At 50.7% G+C, this 14668-nt stretch carries 14 protein-coding genes; 1 reads left to right on the top strand and 13 read right to left on the bottom strand.

Features of this window, described 5'->3' with window-relative positions:
- Nucleotides 1-43 precede the first annotated feature (43 nt).
- Complete coding sequence (locus ACFVTB_RS12905) at nucleotides 44-1384, bottom strand: response regulator transcription factor (protein ID WP_387749197.1); 1341 nt, start codon at nucleotides 1382-1384, stop codon at nucleotides 44-46.
- 2 nt (nucleotides 1385-1386) lie between these two features.
- The gene (locus tag ACFVTB_RS12900; RefSeq protein ID WP_387749194.1) at nucleotides 1387-3183 is read right to left on the bottom strand and encodes a sensor histidine kinase; all 1797 of its coding nucleotides are present in this window, start codon (nucleotides 3181-3183) and stop codon (nucleotides 1387-1389) included.
- 253 nt (nucleotides 3184-3436) lie between these two features.
- Between ACFVTB_RS12900 and ACFVTB_RS12895 the strand changes: the two genes are divergently transcribed.
- The gene (locus ACFVTB_RS12895; protein ID WP_387749192.1) at nucleotides 3437-4048 is read left to right on the top strand and encodes a DJ-1/PfpI family protein; all 612 of its coding nucleotides are present in this window, start codon (nucleotides 3437-3439) and stop codon (nucleotides 4046-4048) included.
- A gap of 130 nt (nucleotides 4049-4178) precedes the next feature.
- Here the strand turns inward: ACFVTB_RS12895 and ACFVTB_RS12890 are convergent, their stop codons facing one another.
- The 11 genes from ACFVTB_RS12890 to ACFVTB_RS12840 all read right to left on the bottom strand — a co-directional run bounded on the left by ACFVTB_RS12890 (nucleotide 4179) and on the right by ACFVTB_RS12840 (nucleotide 14608).
- Entirely contained in the window at nucleotides 4179-4886 is a 708-nt protein-coding gene (locus tag ACFVTB_RS12890) for a DNA alkylation repair protein (protein WP_387749403.1), read from the bottom strand.
- A gap of 44 nt (nucleotides 4887-4930) precedes the next feature.
- Nucleotides 4931-5563 (bottom strand): hypothetical protein, encoded by a 633-nt coding sequence (locus tag ACFVTB_RS12885; protein WP_387749189.1) that lies wholly within the window; start codon nucleotides 5561-5563, stop codon nucleotides 4931-4933.
- Between the two features lie 1184 nt (nucleotides 5564-6747).
- A complete protein-coding gene (locus ACFVTB_RS12880) occupies nucleotides 6748-7017 on the bottom strand; it encodes a hypothetical protein (RefSeq protein ID WP_387749186.1) in 270 nt (89 codons plus the stop codon).
- Complete coding sequence (locus ACFVTB_RS12875) at nucleotides 6989-7348, bottom strand: hypothetical protein (protein ID WP_387749184.1); 360 nt, start codon at nucleotides 7346-7348, stop codon at nucleotides 6989-6991. Before ACFVTB_RS12875 ends, ACFVTB_RS12880 begins: the two co-directional genes overlap by 29 nt.
- A gap of 253 nt (nucleotides 7349-7601) precedes the next feature.
- Nucleotides 7602-8258 (bottom strand): bacillithiol biosynthesis deacetylase BshB2, encoded by a 657-nt coding sequence (gene bshB2 / locus ACFVTB_RS12870; protein ID WP_387749181.1) that lies wholly within the window; start codon nucleotides 8256-8258, stop codon nucleotides 7602-7604.
- A gap of 18 nt (nucleotides 8259-8276) precedes the next feature.
- Nucleotides 8277-8621: a YojF family protein gene (locus tag ACFVTB_RS12865; RefSeq protein WP_387749400.1), complete on the bottom strand. Its 345-nt coding sequence runs from the start codon at nucleotides 8619-8621 to the stop codon at nucleotides 8277-8279.
- Nucleotides 8622-8742: 121 nt separating this feature from the next.
- Nucleotides 8743-10254: a leucyl aminopeptidase gene (locus ACFVTB_RS12860; RefSeq protein WP_387749178.1), complete on the bottom strand. Its 1512-nt coding sequence runs from the start codon at nucleotides 10252-10254 to the stop codon at nucleotides 8743-8745.
- Between the two features lie 104 nt (nucleotides 10255-10358).
- Nucleotides 10359-11738, bottom strand: a complete 1380-nt coding sequence (locus ACFVTB_RS12855; RefSeq protein WP_387749175.1) for an ATP-binding protein — start codon at nucleotides 11736-11738, stop codon at nucleotides 10359-10361.
- 176 nt (nucleotides 11739-11914) lie between these two features.
- The gene (locus tag ACFVTB_RS12850) at nucleotides 11915-13234 is read right to left on the bottom strand and encodes an anti-sigma-I factor RsgI family protein (RefSeq protein ID WP_387749172.1); all 1320 of its coding nucleotides are present in this window, start codon (nucleotides 13232-13234) and stop codon (nucleotides 11915-11917) included.
- Complete coding sequence (gene sigI / locus ACFVTB_RS12845; RefSeq protein ID WP_387749169.1) at nucleotides 13231-14091, bottom strand: RNA polymerase sigma factor SigI; 861 nt, start codon at nucleotides 14089-14091, stop codon at nucleotides 13231-13233. The genes ACFVTB_RS12850 and sigI overlap by 4 nt, the downstream gene beginning before the upstream one ends.
- A gap of 100 nt (nucleotides 14092-14191) precedes the next feature.
- Entirely contained in the window at nucleotides 14192-14608 is a 417-nt protein-coding gene (locus tag ACFVTB_RS12840; protein ID WP_387749166.1) for a hypothetical protein, read from the bottom strand.
- Nucleotides 14609-14668 lie beyond the last annotated feature (60 nt).

Raw genomic sequence — 14668 nt, 5'->3', positions numbered from 1 at the left:
GATCGTAGAGTAATGTGCGTATCCAAGCAAATAGTGAGCAATATTACTTCTTTAGTTCGCTAGGGCTAAATCCATAGTACTTCTTGAAAATTTTGCTAAAATGCTCGGGTGACTCATAGCCTACTCTTTCCGAAATTTCGTAACGTCTCAGGTCGGTTTGCAGCAGCAACCGCTTACTTTCCTCCATGCGCAATTTAATAACATATTCCCATAAATTAATGCCGGTTTCTTTCTTGAACAAGTAGCTTAAATAGTTCGGACTGACATGATTGCTCTGCGCCACCTCATGCAGCGTCAGCCCTTTCTGGGCGTAATGGTCATGAATGTAGGCTTTCGCCTTCTCCACAATCAAGCTGGTTTGCAGATGGAGATCTTCCTCGGTCGGCTGCTGCTGAGGATAGTGGCTCCAGTTAAAATCACCGTAATAAAACACAAAATGGTCCAAATGCTGCGTGCTGCACAGTCTTGCTTTGTGCGCCTGCTCGTTCAGCACGTCCAGGAAGTCAATACCCTTTAATATTTGAGAGAGCCCGATTGTGCATGAAATACCCAAATATTTCTGTATGTTGAAATAGAGGCTTCTGCCGATCATATCCAGCTCATTCACGCGATCGGCTCCTGCTTCCTCGTACTGTCCTTCGTTCCACTGCAAAATAACGGTTATTTCGTCGTTTGAACTGTAAAATGCCGTATGGTTCCATTGACCCACCAGCAACTCGTTCGTAATGTTCAGCGCGGCATACCGCAACAGCTTCAAGTCGTTCGCGCTCAAATCGCCCTTTTCTTCGATTTTTCCTGACCGCATTTCGAGCTTCATCCGGAGCAAGGAGAAATATGGACCCGGCAACCAAATGCCGTAATTGCGCCCTAATTTCTCCGTTAGCTCCTTCGTCCCTGCCGGATCGGCTACCAGCCGGTTCAGCCAATCCACGCATTGCGGCTGCGGATCGCGCATTTGGAAATGCTCTCTCATCCCGGCGATTAGATCTTCTTGAGCGGCCGGATCCGGCCTTTTCATTTTCAACAAGACATTGCGCACCGAATCGAGAAACTGCTCGCTGTTAAGCGGTTTAATTAAATAGTCCTTAGCGCCCAGTCGAATCGCCATTTGGGCATATTGAAACGTTTCGTGCGCGGAAATAATAATCGTTTCTACCCAAGGCTTGATCATTTTCGCCTGCTGCATCAGCTCGATGCCGTTCATCGTCCCCATCTGGATATCGGTGATTAATAAATCAATTTCCTCGGAACGCAAATAATCCAACGCTTCATAACCATTGTTAGCCATATGAATGGTATCGATATCGATGCCCGATGCGGCAAGCAGGCTGCTTAGTCCTTTACAAATAAGCGGCTCGTCGTCAACAACCAGTACCGTGTACATGTCTATTCCTCCGTTTCTATCGCAGTCGGCAATACGACCGTTACAACCGTGCCGCCCCTTTCGCCTCCGCTGTATTGCAAACCGTACGTATTGCCGAAATGCAGCTGCAGACGCTGGTGAATATTCCGTATGCCGTAGCCCGACGTCGAGCTGCTCGGCATTTCTTCGCCGATCTGCCGCTCGATTTCTTTATAATCGACTTCCTTATAGCCGTTGTCGATAACCCGAACTAACAGTTTGTCTTCCCCGTAATCTGCAGAAATTTCGATTTCGCCTTCGTCGCCCATATTTTTCACGCCATGCAAAATTGCATTCTCGATTAGCGGCTGCAGCGTCACCTTCGGGATCAGATGATGATGCATCGCAACCGGCACCGACCACGTCACATTAAATTCGTAGTCGTACCGCCTCAGCTGCAGCTGCACATAAGCGGCCGCATGCTCCAGTTCTTCGGCAAGCGTTATCAGATCCCTGCCGCGGCTCAAACTGATCTTCATTAGCTTTGATAAATCTTTAATCATTTCAGCGGATTCAGATTTACCTTCAAGCGAGCTTTTCCAGTAGATGCTTTCCAGCGTATTGTAGAGCAAATGCGGATTAATTTGCTGATACAAAATTTGCAACTGCGTCTCCTTCTGTTTCAGCTCCATTTTGTAATTATTATGAATCAGCGCGTTTAATCTACGGGCCATGTCGTACATCGCTCCAATCAGCACGCCTACCTCGTCGTTTCGTCCCTTCCCCGGCGTTTCAGGCACGCGCTTACCCGGTTCGTAGCTTCGAACGAAGGATGCCATCTTTTGCAAAGGACGCATGAGGGAACGCCAGAAGTATACAACTACGATACAGCCGAACAGCATATAAGCGATTGATATAAGCTGAATAACGCGTTTCAGCTCGTTTTGCTGCTGCAAAAGATCCTTAACCGGTATTTTGTATATGAGCCTGTGCTTCAAAGCCTCGTTGAAATGGGATACGTAAATATAATCCTCTGTCATGATCGGCTTATCATTGTGATTGTTCGAGTGCAGCACCCCATCGGGAAGTTCCAGCTTTGTGCCCATCATTCCCGGCACGGTTGAGGTCAGTACGGTTCCCTCTGGATCGGTAAAATAAATCTCGCCGCCCGGCAGATCGACCGACTGCATCGATTCATCGATTTTTTTATCCATTTTGGTCGCAATCAATACGCCGATCACGCTATTGCCTTCTGAAATCGTATTGACGGCACGGATATAAGCGAGAGTCGTTTTCCGAATGAGCATATCGTCGCTTTCGGTCAGCTTCAGAAAGCCTTTCCCTTTTTTGCGGATAGCCTCGTCGTACCATTCCGGCTTGTTATGATCATTGAAAAAATAAACGCCGCTTTGCACCATCTGATATTTCGGAGCGAAGAAGTAGTAATTGTTCGGATCGTAAATGTAGAGCGAATAATAGACGGCTTCGCCGCCATTGAGAGGGGTCGAGTAGCCCGCGAGCAGCTTATCCATTTTGTCGTACTTGCGCACCCGCTGAATGACCGATTCATCACCGGACGGAATAAGTGCTTGCGTCGTCGGATTCTGAATGATTGTATTCGTAATTCGATTCACGGTGTCGATATCGCGATCGATCAGCGTATGGTTCTGCTTGTTCAGCTCGTCGTAAGCGTTGGTCACATGGCGCTTTAAGATCTGCTCGGCTTTAAAATTGCCGTACATATGCAAAATGAACGTGGGGAAGACCATAATGATAAACAGCAAAATCAACTGTTGTCTTACCTTTAAGCTCGTCATCGGATTTTTTAGGCCAATCCGCATCGGCGCTGCACCCCGTCTCTCTGTTTTAAATATAGCAAAATAAACCGCATTCAGTATGACAGATATTAAGTTTATTATATCTGTTATTACCGAATTCGCAGTCGAAAGTTTAAGTCATAATTCGACACAAATCGAATAGCCTTATGCCTTTTGTCCCTCTACTTCAGGAATATTGACATATATTACCTATAAAAAGCATAATTGAAAGGTACATACACTATTTCCAATCCAAATCATTGAGGAGTGTGAGCCCATGTCGAACAAAAAAGTGCTGATTGTGACTGGCGACGGCGCCGAGGTTCTGGAGGTCTATTATCCTTATTACCGCTTGTTGGAGGAAGGCTACGAGGCTGTTATCGCTTCCCCTACGAAAAAGACGCTGCATACGGTCGTTCACGATTTCATCGACGGTTGGGACACGTACACGGAAAAACCGGCTCATCTACTCCCTTCGCATATCGGCTTCGCCGACGTGGAGCCTGCCGATTATGCCGCTCTCGTCATTCCAGGGGGCCGGGCTCCCGAATACATCCGGCAAAACCCTGAGCTGCCGCGAATCGTCCAGCATTTCCTCGACGCGGACAAACCGGTCGGCGCAATATGCCACGGTGCGCAAGTCTTTCTTGCGCTCCCTGAAACCGGTTACTTTAATGGGCGCACTTTGACCGCCTACAACGCGTGTAAGCTGGAAGTCGAGAAGCTCGGCGCAACCTACGCCGACGGCACGCTCCATGTCGACGGCAAGCTGGTCAGCGGCCATGCCTGGCCGGATCTGCCCGGCTTCATGCGCGAGCTGCTGAATCTGATCCGTGCAGACGAAGGCCCCGTGCAGACGGCGAAAGACGGCGAAGCCGTCTCGCTGTAAAGTATGCTCGGCTCCCCTAGAGCCGGCATATGAAAACGGCTGCCAGGACGGAAGGAAGGCTTGTTGTGCTTCCTCCCGTCTTGCAGCCGTTTTTTTCATGCGATGCGAATCTCTCTTCGGTTGCGGCCCGCTAGCAAATGCATGTTTTTCGCTTGTTGCCGATTTTTTCAGCCTTCTCGATTTTCGCGATATAATCCGTCGCAAGCGGCACTTTGCATGCCGTATTCCCGACATTCACATGCACTTTGCCGATCGCTTGCGCTACGTCTTTTGCTTCTTCCGTCAGTTCGGTCACATAAGCGCCTACGGAGATGACGAAACCGTTCATCACATACCGGACACGATTCCGCTCATCGTGCACCGTATCGCGTACGCGGCCCAGCAACGCCCTCAGCTCTGTCATATCCAGCTTGTCGTCTGCCGTGATGGAGACATAATTGGCATAGGTGCTCCAGCCGCAGACGGCGGCCATCTCTTCCGGCGAATCGATCCATTCCATCGCCAGCTCGCGGGCAAACGGACTTTCCGCAGCTACTCCCGCCACCGTATACTCGGCCAGCGCATGCCAGTAGGCTTTCGATACCCAATGGCGGAGCCGCTCTTCCGTCATCGTCTTCGGATTGACGGTCAAGCCAGCCAAGTACATCGCATCGTGATTGCCTGATTCATAGAGCTCAAGCGCGAGCTGCTGGTCTTTCTTGACCGGCTTGACGAGCTTCTTCATGTCGCCGATTTTGATGCCGAAGAACGGCTCCTTCGCGCCATGTCTCAAATACGTGTTCTTCGTTTGTTCCGTGCCCATTCCTTCGAGCGCTTGCATAACCTCGCTGTATGTCAACGTCATCGTCGTCACCCGGCTTTCTTCTATCCGTTGCACTATTGCTACTGGAGGCCGTGCTCCTCGCGAATTTTATACAAGCCTTGTATGAGCAGCTCCGCTGGATCCCGATTGAGCATCATATGCGTATACAGAAGATGAAGCGGAACCGCACAGACGTTGTTGCCGTCGCGAATAGTCGGGAAGCCGGTCTCAAATACCGGGCCGAACTGCGGGTTAAAATCGAGTCCCGCATGCACCGTTTCCGGCTCAAATTCGCTGCGGACGGCGTTAATGCATAATGGCACAAGTTGATTGTCGATAAAAGCCTTGGCCCCTTCTTCGTCCGCAGGAGGAGTTGGGAGCGGCTTTCCGCCGCCGTTTTTCATCATCTCGAAGTAGAAGGAAGCCATCCACTGCGCTGGATCGCCGCCCGATTGAAATTTGGCAACGAGCTCGTGCAGGAAAAACCCGCAAGCATAGCTGTCATTCGCTTCGTCCTTCACTTGAAAAACAAACACAGGTCCATAATTTTCCTGATTGAGCACTTGTCCTTCGACCTCGTCGAAAAACATCTTCAAAGCAACGGTACCGTTATGATAGACGGCTTTGACCAGTTCCATCATTTGCTCAGGGGTAGCTTGCTGCCCTTTTTCACTGTTATTGTCGATATTTGTATTCGTTGTCTCTTTATTCATTCCATATCACCCGTTACCATCATATCATCCCGCCGAAAGAAGCGTCTATACCGACGAGCGGCCGGAATGATTTACATGGCCATTTTATGCAATAAATAGGGCTCAAAACCGAAATTTGTGCTTGACTATAAGAGAGGGCAAGCGGTGTGGGGTCAGAAGGTTCTTCCGATCGCCATTTAAGCCTGATTTCTTTATTTGATAGAGGTTTGCAGGAGGATTCTTGCTTTAAAAGCGATTCTTGCTTTAAAAAGCGATCACTAACGCTTCTTCACAATCCCTCTGCCCCTTCGCTTTTTCTCCTTTTCCGCTGCGGCAGACTGCCAGGAAACCAGAGGTTCGCATAGAACGGATAGACTTCTCTTTATTTGCGGGTTATAGTTCTAGTCACCAGGATCATAATCTAATGCCTAGTTAGCGCGGAATTATTATAGATGGAAATTGTGGAGATCCTTCTCGCTAAAGTGCCAGAGAGTAGTACATGTGATCGTTGAAACGCAGCTTGGAGTAAATACAATATGCCACTAACTCTCCACGTCTTGTACGCAAATAGCGGCGCGACTGAAGCAATAACTGCAAAAATGCAGTTATTTGCTCTACTTCGAGCAAAAAGCGAGACAATAACTGCTAAATGGCAGTTATTGTCGGCAGTTTGCTCGCAATCGCCGCGCGACTGGAGCAATAACTGCAACAATGCAGTTATTTGCTGTATTTCGGCCAAAAAGCGAAACAATAACTGCTAACTAGCAGTTATTGTCGGCGACCAGCAGCAATCGCCGCGCGACTGAAGCAATAACTGCAACAATGCAGTTATTTGCTCTACCTCGGCTAAAAAGCGAGACAATAACTGCTAAATGGCAGTTATTGTCGGCAGTTTGCTCGCAATCGCCGCGCGACTGGAGCAAATAACTGCAAAAATGCAGATATTTGCTCTACCTCGGCCAAAAAGCGAAACAATAACTGCTAAATGGCAGTTATTGTCGGCGACCAGCAGCAAACGCCGTAGAGCTAGATTACACAGCAGGACAATTACCTAGCGGTGCCTATCTCAGAGATAGCGATGCGACGAATGTGATGGTGATAATCAATCAAGCAGTCTGTCGAAAAGCTCTCGACAGACTGCCGCCTCCATTCCCCTTTAAAACGCAACGACGGCAGGCCTTGTCGGCCTGCCGTCTACAAGCGGTTCAGTCCCCAATGGGGAACCATCCCGGCGGATTGTTAATTGTGTTCCATTCCAAGTCCGCTATTGTCGGACGCTCTTCTATCACGGCGCAAAGCGTTTTGCCCGCTTCCCGCCCCTTATCGAATATCGGTTCAAGCGGGCGGCTTGCGCCACCGAGTTCTCCCTTTGCCGTATGTTGCTTGCTCAGCCTTGCAGCCGTCGGCCCATTTGCCGGAAGGAACGTTTTGCGGAAACGCACCCGGTCAAATATAGGTCGATAATCGGGATGCATGAGGCCGGCTTCCTCCTTTACTTTCAAACCCGTTCACGGCCATTTCCTTTAAAACGCCGCTTAATTCCATAAACCAGGCTTCATCTTGTATCGAAAGAGCGATATCGATCAGGCTGCGGATCGACCCTTCGTCCGTAGTCGCTTGCTCAGGCTGCTTCTTCATCCGATGCGCGTTCGCCAATGCGATCCGGCCAACCGATTCATCATTATCGGATTTCACAACGTTCACATGGACGATTCCTTCCAGCCAATCACATTGTTCCACATAGCCGAAAATAAATTCGCCGCTGATGGTTTTGCCTTGTACCCAATCCCCAACTTCCATCTTCACGGTCCTCACCGCCCTTTATCGTAATGGACAAACTGTAACTCTTTTTGTTACTGTAATAATAAATTACACAGTTAAAAATGTCAAGCGGGCATCTATCCCTAATTCGCCAGCCGCATCATACGACGTTACAGCGCCAATCTGGGAGCAGCAAGTGATGCGATTCCACTCACCGCAGTCTATTTTGCAACAACAAAAACCGCCTGAGAGGCCTCTTAAGCCCCTCAGGCGGTTCGTCATTAAAGCGGGTACTAACTCAATCAAATCGGTACGTCCAAAAGCGTTCGATGCCGAACCGCTCGCGCGCCTCTTTGCTCTTCCATTTGTCCTTACCTTGCAGCTCAGGCACGTTGAACTGCGAGCGGTGCGCAAGCACGGAGGCCACCTTCTGCTCCAGATAGCCGGCTATGTCGTGATGCACGTCCGGTTCGCCGATATCTTGTATCGTATTATTGGAAAACGCCATGCACAGCACAGGCGGGCGTTCGGCGGCGGAAAGTCTGCCTACTACACGAACGACGGCCTCTCCGGTCGCGTCATGATCGGGATGGACAGCATAACCGGGATAGAACGTCATAATAAGCGTCGGATGTATCTCTTCGATTAATGCAGAAATTGCACCGTCCAGCTTCTCTTTATCTTCGAATTCAATCGTTTTATCGTGAAAGCCCAGCAATCGCAAATCTTGAATGCCGATCGCAAGGCAGGATTCCTCCAATTCCTTTCTGCGGAACTGCGGAAGCGTCACTCGATTGGCAAAAGGCGGAACGCCCATGTTACGGCCCATTTCTCCAAGCGTTAAGCAGGCGTAGGTGACATGGGCGCCTTCCTCAATCGCCTTTGCAAGCGTCCCGGACAGCCCGAAAGCTTCGTCGTCCGGATGGGGCAATACGACCAGTATGCGTTGTGACATCCGTTTCTCTCTCCTCTCTTAAAAAGGGTTAACGCTTAGCTGCAAGGAAACCGCCAGCTTGCCCTGACCGTCGTGACCGGCTAGAATAAGCCGTTCTTCGTCGTTCGGGTCCCAGTGCGTAAGACCTTCCGAGTAAACCCAACCATTCCCCGTTTTCAAACCTACGCGGTAAGGCCCGCTGCCGGCAATGGAGCCGGATGTATAATGAATGACGGCATTTGTAATAAACGTTGCAGCCGGATGCTTCGAGCTGTCGAAATGAGCGGCATACGCGCCGCTGGTCATCTCTACGTGGACGTAAAGCTCCCGTCCCATCCAGCTGTCGATCCGCTGCTGTACTTGTTTCTGATCGATAGGCTGCATCATGGCTCCCCTCCCTGAATGAAAATACGGTCTTCTTCATCATACGCTTTCTAGCGGCGAAAGAAAATGGCGTCATCTTCTTCAGATGCCGCCATCGCCCAGTTTCTGTCTTTCCGCTCGCTTATTCCGTAACAAGCTCGACCAGCGTCCGCACCATCACGCCTGTCGCGCCCTTCGGCTCCCAGCCTCTCGCACGGTCAAGAAACGCCGTTCCGGCAATGTCCAAATGCACCCACGGCAAATTTTCCGCAAAAGCGCCAATGAATAGACCGCCGGTAATCGTACCGGCATGACGGCCGCCGCTGTTCTTCATATCGGCAGCGTCGCTGCTCAGCAGCCGCTTGTATTCCGGATACGCCGGCAACTGCCACACCCGTTCGCCCGATATCTCGGACGCACGGCTTACTTGCTCCATTAGGCTGGCGTCATTCGTCACCGCGCCAGTCGCTTCCACGCCCAACGCAACCAGCACTGCGCCGGTAAGCGTAGCTACGTCCACCAGCTTGGTAGCACCGCGGCGAATTGCCGTCGTCAGGCCGTCGGCGAGCACCAGGCGGCCTTCCGCATCGGTGTTGACAACTTCGACCGTAAGCCCATTCATCATCGTAATAACGTCGCCTGGCTTGTAGGCGCGATCAGACGGCATATTCTCGGCCGTCGGAATAACCGCAATCACATTCACGGCAGGCTTCGTCTCACCGATAACACGCATCGCGCCCAGAACGGCGGCCGCTCCTCCCATATCGGAAATCATCGCTTCCATACCCTGCGGTTGCTTGAGCGAAATGCCCCCCGTATCGAATGTAATGCCTTTACCGATCAAGCCCCATGTTTCTTCCTGATCCGGCGCTCCTTTATAATGAAACACGATCATACGAGGCAGATTAACGCTGCCCTGACCGACCGCAAGCAAGCCTCCCATGCCCTGCTCGGCAGCGCTCCATTCGTCAATGACTTCAATATCAAGGTCCAGCTCCCTTGCCATATCTTCGGCATGCGCGGCGAGCCCTTCCGGAGTCAGCTTATTGCCTGGCAAGTTGGTAATATCTCTTGCAGCCATTACGCCTTCCGCCATCAATTGTCCTTTGCGAATGCCGGCATTCCACTGCTCGGCTGTGTCCGGCGATTCGTTCGAACCGGCCGCAGGGTTAACGATGCTGAGTTTACGGATAGAGTAGCGCTGCTTTTCTTCGCGAAGCTCCGGCTGCCGATCGTATACCGCCAGCAGCAGCGCTTCCGTCAGCGTCTGAGCGGCCCGCTCCGCCGTATAAGCCTCGTTCCCTGATACAATCTCCGACGGAAGCTGCAGCTGCGCCGTCAGCGCTTTAACCCGCTTTAACGCTTTTGCCGCAGTCGCCCCTGCGACGCGCAGCCCATTCAAGCCGTCTTCAGGCGAATAGCCGACAAAAATGATCGTGCCGGCCGAATGGAGACCAAGCGATGGAATAACTTCCGCTTGCCCGGACTCTGCTTTGAACAGCCCCCTTGCATATTGCTCCCGAACCGCCTCATCGATCTGCGGCTGCACCCAATGAGCCGCTTGATTTTGCAGCTCCGCAGCGCTGATAAGCCTAACGACCGCATCCGCCGAACCCGCCGTCAAATAAGACTCGTATGTAAAAGATGGATTCATAAATAAAAACGCCTGCCTTTCATTCCTAAATGCCGGCCCTATGGTTTTCGGCCCGGCCGCGTCCCATTAAAAAAAATCGGGGCGCATACCCCGATTCTAATCGTTTATTCCGCCAATGGCAAATAGATGATGAAAGAGGTGCCGCTGCCCTCCGTGCTATCGACTCGAATGGAGCCTCCGTGATTGCGCACGATTTTGTAGCTGACCGACAATCCAAGACCGGTCCCCGCCTCCTTAGTCGTGAAGAACGGATCGAACAGCCTCGACATTGTCGCCCTGTCCATTCCTTTACCGTTATCCTTAAGCGTAATTTCCGCGTATTGACCATCCGATCGTGTAACCACGTCAATTCGCCCCCGGCGCCCCTCTTCTCTTGCTTCAATAGCGTCGAGCGAATTTTTCATTACATTTAAGATGACTTGCTTAATTTGCTTGACGTCGATGGAGACCATGACGTCGGTATCATCCTCGTACGATTCCACTTGAATTTGGCAGTTTCGCATCAGCGCTTCGCTTTCAGTCAGCAGTACAACCTCTTGAATCAGCTTATTCATGGAGAAAGCCCGCTTCATCGGGGCGGATGGCTTAGAGGAGTTAAGAAATTCGTAGATGATGTCATTAGCCCGATCAATTTCCGCCAAAATAATGCGCGCATACTCTTCCTTTCCCAATTGCAGCAGCAGCGGCCGCAATAACTGAATAAATCCTCGAATGGAAGTTAACGGGTTGCGGATCTCGTGAGCAATCGCGGCCGAGATTCGTCCTAGCATCGCCAGCTTATCGTTCTGAAGCGCCGTTTGCTCAATCATTTTAAAGTCGGATACGTCCTTGACGCTGAACAGAAAATCGCCGTCTAACTGATCGCCGTATGTAACCGTGACAAGCAAATGTTTGCCGTCCTTGTCCTGAAACTCGAAATAGCGGCTTCTTCGAAGAAACATTTCCCGATACAGCCTTAAAATAATCCGCTTGGTCGAAATGGTGAGCTGCTGGTGCAGCAGCAGCTCACGCAAGTTGCAGCCAATTAACGTTTTTCTCGGAATATCAAGCAAATCGGCCATTTTCACGTTAATAAAAGATAAAATACCTTCGCTGTCAAACAAAGCAATACCGCTGTCCATATGCTGGAGCACGTTCTCGTACTTATTTTTCACCATTTCGAATGAACGGTTGGAATGAAACAGCATCTCGCGCATTTCGGTAAATCGTTGCTCGGCGTCCTGCACCGGTCCGGACTGGAATCTAAAACTGACCATCAGTTCGATCAAAAAAATAAATGAACGATTGTAAAGTCGGATCGCTTCATCGGAATCCACATTCGCAACGATGTCCTGCATGCACTCCTCGTGAATGGCAATTACATCCTCCGGATGTATGCCCCCCATTTCAACTCCGAGTTCCGACGCCTTGTAAAGGGATGTTTCCTTTCCGCTCCGAACAAATTCGGCAAGCGCCGGGAAATAGCGCTTACGAATTGGCTGCATGAATGACCCCTCCCGGCAACAGCTATTTACAATAAGTATTCATTTTTATCATAAATATTGTTAATAATTGCTGTCAATGGGAACCTTTGTCGAATGGTGAAGGCGGCTGACCGACTTTAGAACCGTTTTTTCGAAAGGGACTGACTGGAGTGATTAAACCATTCTTCACCCTATCGTCAATCGTCGTTGCCCTTCCAGCCGCCGCTCCCGTTGCGGTTGCCCCGTGATGATCGGCTATCGCCATCGTCGTGTCCATAACGGCCATCCCGGCTCGAATGGCCTCCCCGGCCCTTCCGATCGTCATCGTTTCCGCCCTTATCCCGGCCGTCCCGAGAGCCGCCACGCCGATTATCGTCCTTATTCGATTTGTTTTTATAGCGGGAATCGTTGTCCCGGCCCTTATCCTTGTCATTCTTATGGCTGTCTTTCCGTAGTTCTTTCGGCCTATCTGGATGTTTAGGTCGATTAGGCTTTTCACCGCCGCCATGTCCTTTGTCTTTATTGTCCTTCCAACGGCCATCAGCCTTCCCCGGTGACGGTTTAGGCTTGGCGGATGCTATCGGTTTGTTCGGTGAGACAGGCTTGCCAGTCTGTACCGCTGTCTTCGTATTATTCGTCGCGCCAAGCCCAGGCTTCGGCGTAACGGAGCTGCTGCGCTGCAGTTTCTCGGCTTTTTCCTTGGCGACAAGCACCTTCAGCTTTTCCTTGCTGGCATCGCCGGATTGTCCAACGATCGTCTTCACTCCGCCGACCGCTTCCGTCGCCTTGTCAATCGATTGCTTCTTCATCGATTCCAGCTCGATCTCGTACCCTTCATCTTTGGCAAGCAAGTACACAGCCATTTTACCCGAAGAGATGCCGTTTAAAGCCGCTTCCGCGCGCAGTTCCTCCGGTATCGACAGCAGCGTCACGTTCGCTGTCTCGTCCGCCAGCAATTTGCTGAACGTCTGCTGAATCGCCAGGTCCACCGCGATGGAGAGAGCAGATTCGAGCTCCGCCGTCTTTGCAGTAGGCTCATTAAGCATTAAGCTCGTGACGACGATATCTTTATCCTTTTCGGTAAGGTAATCGGCTACTGCAATTCTCTCCATTATCGTCTGCGCAACCTGATTCAACGGCTGTCCTTTGTAAGCAACGCCCGCGATAATCTGTTCGCCGGAATCGTTCAACGCGCGCAGCTCCCTTACCCGCTCCTCCTGATCGACGCCGATCTCGATGCTCGGATTAACGTCCATGCTTACATAGGCAACGACCGGATGATCCTTGCTTTGGACGAAAAAGAGCACGGGCAGCAGAATAAGCAGAATGGCCGCCGTTGCCCCCGCATACCAGTAACGGCGAGGACGCTTTCTGCGGTTTACCGCTGCAGCCGAATCAAAAACAATCTCTTCGCCTACTTTAGCCCCCGCAGGATGCGGAACGGAAACGAAGCCGCCGTCCTTCGTCATAACGATCGCCTTGCCTTTATTCACTTCCATTACGATGCCGCGTTTCATCGTCCCGCCTCCTTTTTTCCTTTCTCATGCTGCATATCGGGGATATTCAAGTAATCCAATAAGTAGGGATAATTGCCGTTTATAATGATCGCAACAGCGATTATGTATTTACGGTTACGCTCGATTGTTTTGCGGGATACGCCGCATAACTCCGTCAGTTCCTTTACCGGAAGCTTGCCGGTCGAGCGCAATTGTGCGTATAGCTGAAACTGCTCGCTTAGCGTCATAGAGATGCCCAGCAGCAGCTTTCGCGAGTCGGCGTGCTTCGGAGAATGCTCGCCAAGCTCCTGAAAAGAAATGCCGAAGCCTACAAGCTCTTTCGCGTACTCGGCAATTTCCATTCTTCGCTCGTCGGACAGCTGCTTCAGCTCATAGGCTTGCAAAGCCTGCTTCGTTTCAAGCGGGTTATACGGCTGTTCCTCCTCGTCGTTAAGCTCGAAGGAGCTGTACGGCACCGACTGCAGGTGACGCTGCTCCTTCCTTACATAGTCGATTAGACGCCTTCGTATAACCGTTTCTGCGAAGCCTAGAAAAGACCTGCCGGATTCGGAGGAATACTGGGTGATCGCTTCGTTGAACGCCGTCAGCGCAACGCTGAACTCGTCGCTTCGCGAAGGATCGATATATCGCTTGCAAAATCTGCTGGTCACCTTGGTGACGAACGGCTCATAGTCCGCGATAAATTGCTCCCGTAGCAGATTGTCGCCATCTTGAATTCGGGCAATGATGTTTTCGGGAGCTATTTTTTGTTCAGTACGGTCGGCTTCGGCAGAAACGGATTTCCGCAAAAACCGTTTGAACAATACAAGCAGCAAATGCTCCACCTCTTCGATGATAGTTTTCGATGCCAATAGCATGCTTTAGGGGGTGATCCCACACTTTTTCTGAGAAAAATGAAATTCATCTAATAAAAATGAAAATGCCTCCAAATGGAGGCATTGTTATCTTCTCTTTCCATTAGACCGAGGTTCTTCTTTGCTTCAGCTTTTTGCGGCGTCCGCTTAATATAACGAGACGGTTCTTGAGCTCGCGCTGCCATTCCTCGTCTCCAATTTGCTTGGCGAATGAAAGCAGGTCAAGCGCCATGTCGATCTGATTGAGCGCGACGTCCATCGGATCCTCGTTCTCGTGATTGACGCAGTTTTCTAACAGCGCCTTCCCTTGCTGCTCCACATAATCTTGAAAATCGACTTCGTCGGCGCCGTCTCCGTGCGCGTACTCTGCCAATATTTCATATTCGTTCTCAATCAAGTAATGGATATCTACACGATGACATACCGGGCAAAACAATATCGGCACATTATGAATATGAGTACGGATATGCTTTAGCGTTCCCTTCGTTCCGATCATGCTGGCTCCACAGCAAAAACTCATGGCAGATACCTCCCTTGAAAGGTCGCTCGCGCAGGCGGGCAACGATCATGAATCGCATGG

Source organism: Paenibacillus sp. NPDC058071 (assembly GCF_042885235.1).
Lineage (GTDB): Bacteria > Bacillota > Bacilli > Paenibacillales > Paenibacillaceae > Pristimantibacillus.
This window is presented reverse-complemented; position numbering and strand designations above follow the sequence as displayed.

Excerpts from the sequence above, each read along its gene's own strand:
- ACFVTB_RS12905 (WP_387749197.1), bottom strand. The coding sequence starts at position 1,384 with ATGTACACGGTACTGGTTGTTGACGACGAGCCGCTTATTTGTAAAGGA.
- ACFVTB_RS12900 (WP_387749194.1), bottom strand. The coding sequence starts at position 3,183 with ATGCGGATTGGCCTAAAAAATCCGATGACGAGCTTAAAGGTAAGACAA.
- ACFVTB_RS12895 (WP_387749192.1), top strand. The coding sequence starts at position 3,437 with ATGTCGAACAAAAAAGTGCTGATTGTGACTGGCGACGGCGCCGAGGTT.
- ACFVTB_RS12885 (WP_387749189.1), bottom strand. The coding sequence starts at position 5,563 with ATGAATAAAGAGACAACGAATACAAATATCGACAATAACAGTGAAAAA.
- ACFVTB_RS12880 (WP_387749186.1), bottom strand. The coding sequence starts at position 7,017 with ATGCATCCCGATTATCGACCTATATTTGACCGGGTGCGTTTCCGCAAA.
- bshB2 (WP_387749181.1), bottom strand. The coding sequence starts at position 8,258 with ATGTCACAACGCATACTGGTCGTATTGCCCCATCCGGACGACGAAGCT.
- ACFVTB_RS12865 (WP_387749400.1), bottom strand. The coding sequence starts at position 8,621 with ATGCAGCCTATCGATCAGAAACAAGTACAGCAGCGGATCGACAGCTGG.
- ACFVTB_RS12860 (WP_387749178.1), bottom strand. The coding sequence starts at position 10,254 with ATGAATCCATCTTTTACATACGAGTCTTATTTGACGGCGGGTTCGGCG.
- ACFVTB_RS12855 (WP_387749175.1), bottom strand. The coding sequence starts at position 11,738 with ATGCAGCCAATTCGTAAGCGCTATTTCCCGGCGCTTGCCGAATTTGTT.
- ACFVTB_RS12850 (WP_387749172.1), bottom strand. The coding sequence starts at position 13,234 with ATGAAACGCGGCATCGTAATGGAAGTGAATAAAGGCAAGGCGATCGTT.
- sigI (WP_387749169.1), bottom strand. The coding sequence starts at position 14,091 with ATGCTATTGGCATCGAAAACTATCATCGAAGAGGTGGAGCATTTGCTG.
- ACFVTB_RS12840 (WP_387749166.1), bottom strand. The coding sequence starts at position 14,608 with ATGAGTTTTTGCTGTGGAGCCAGCATGATCGGAACGAAGGGAACGCTA.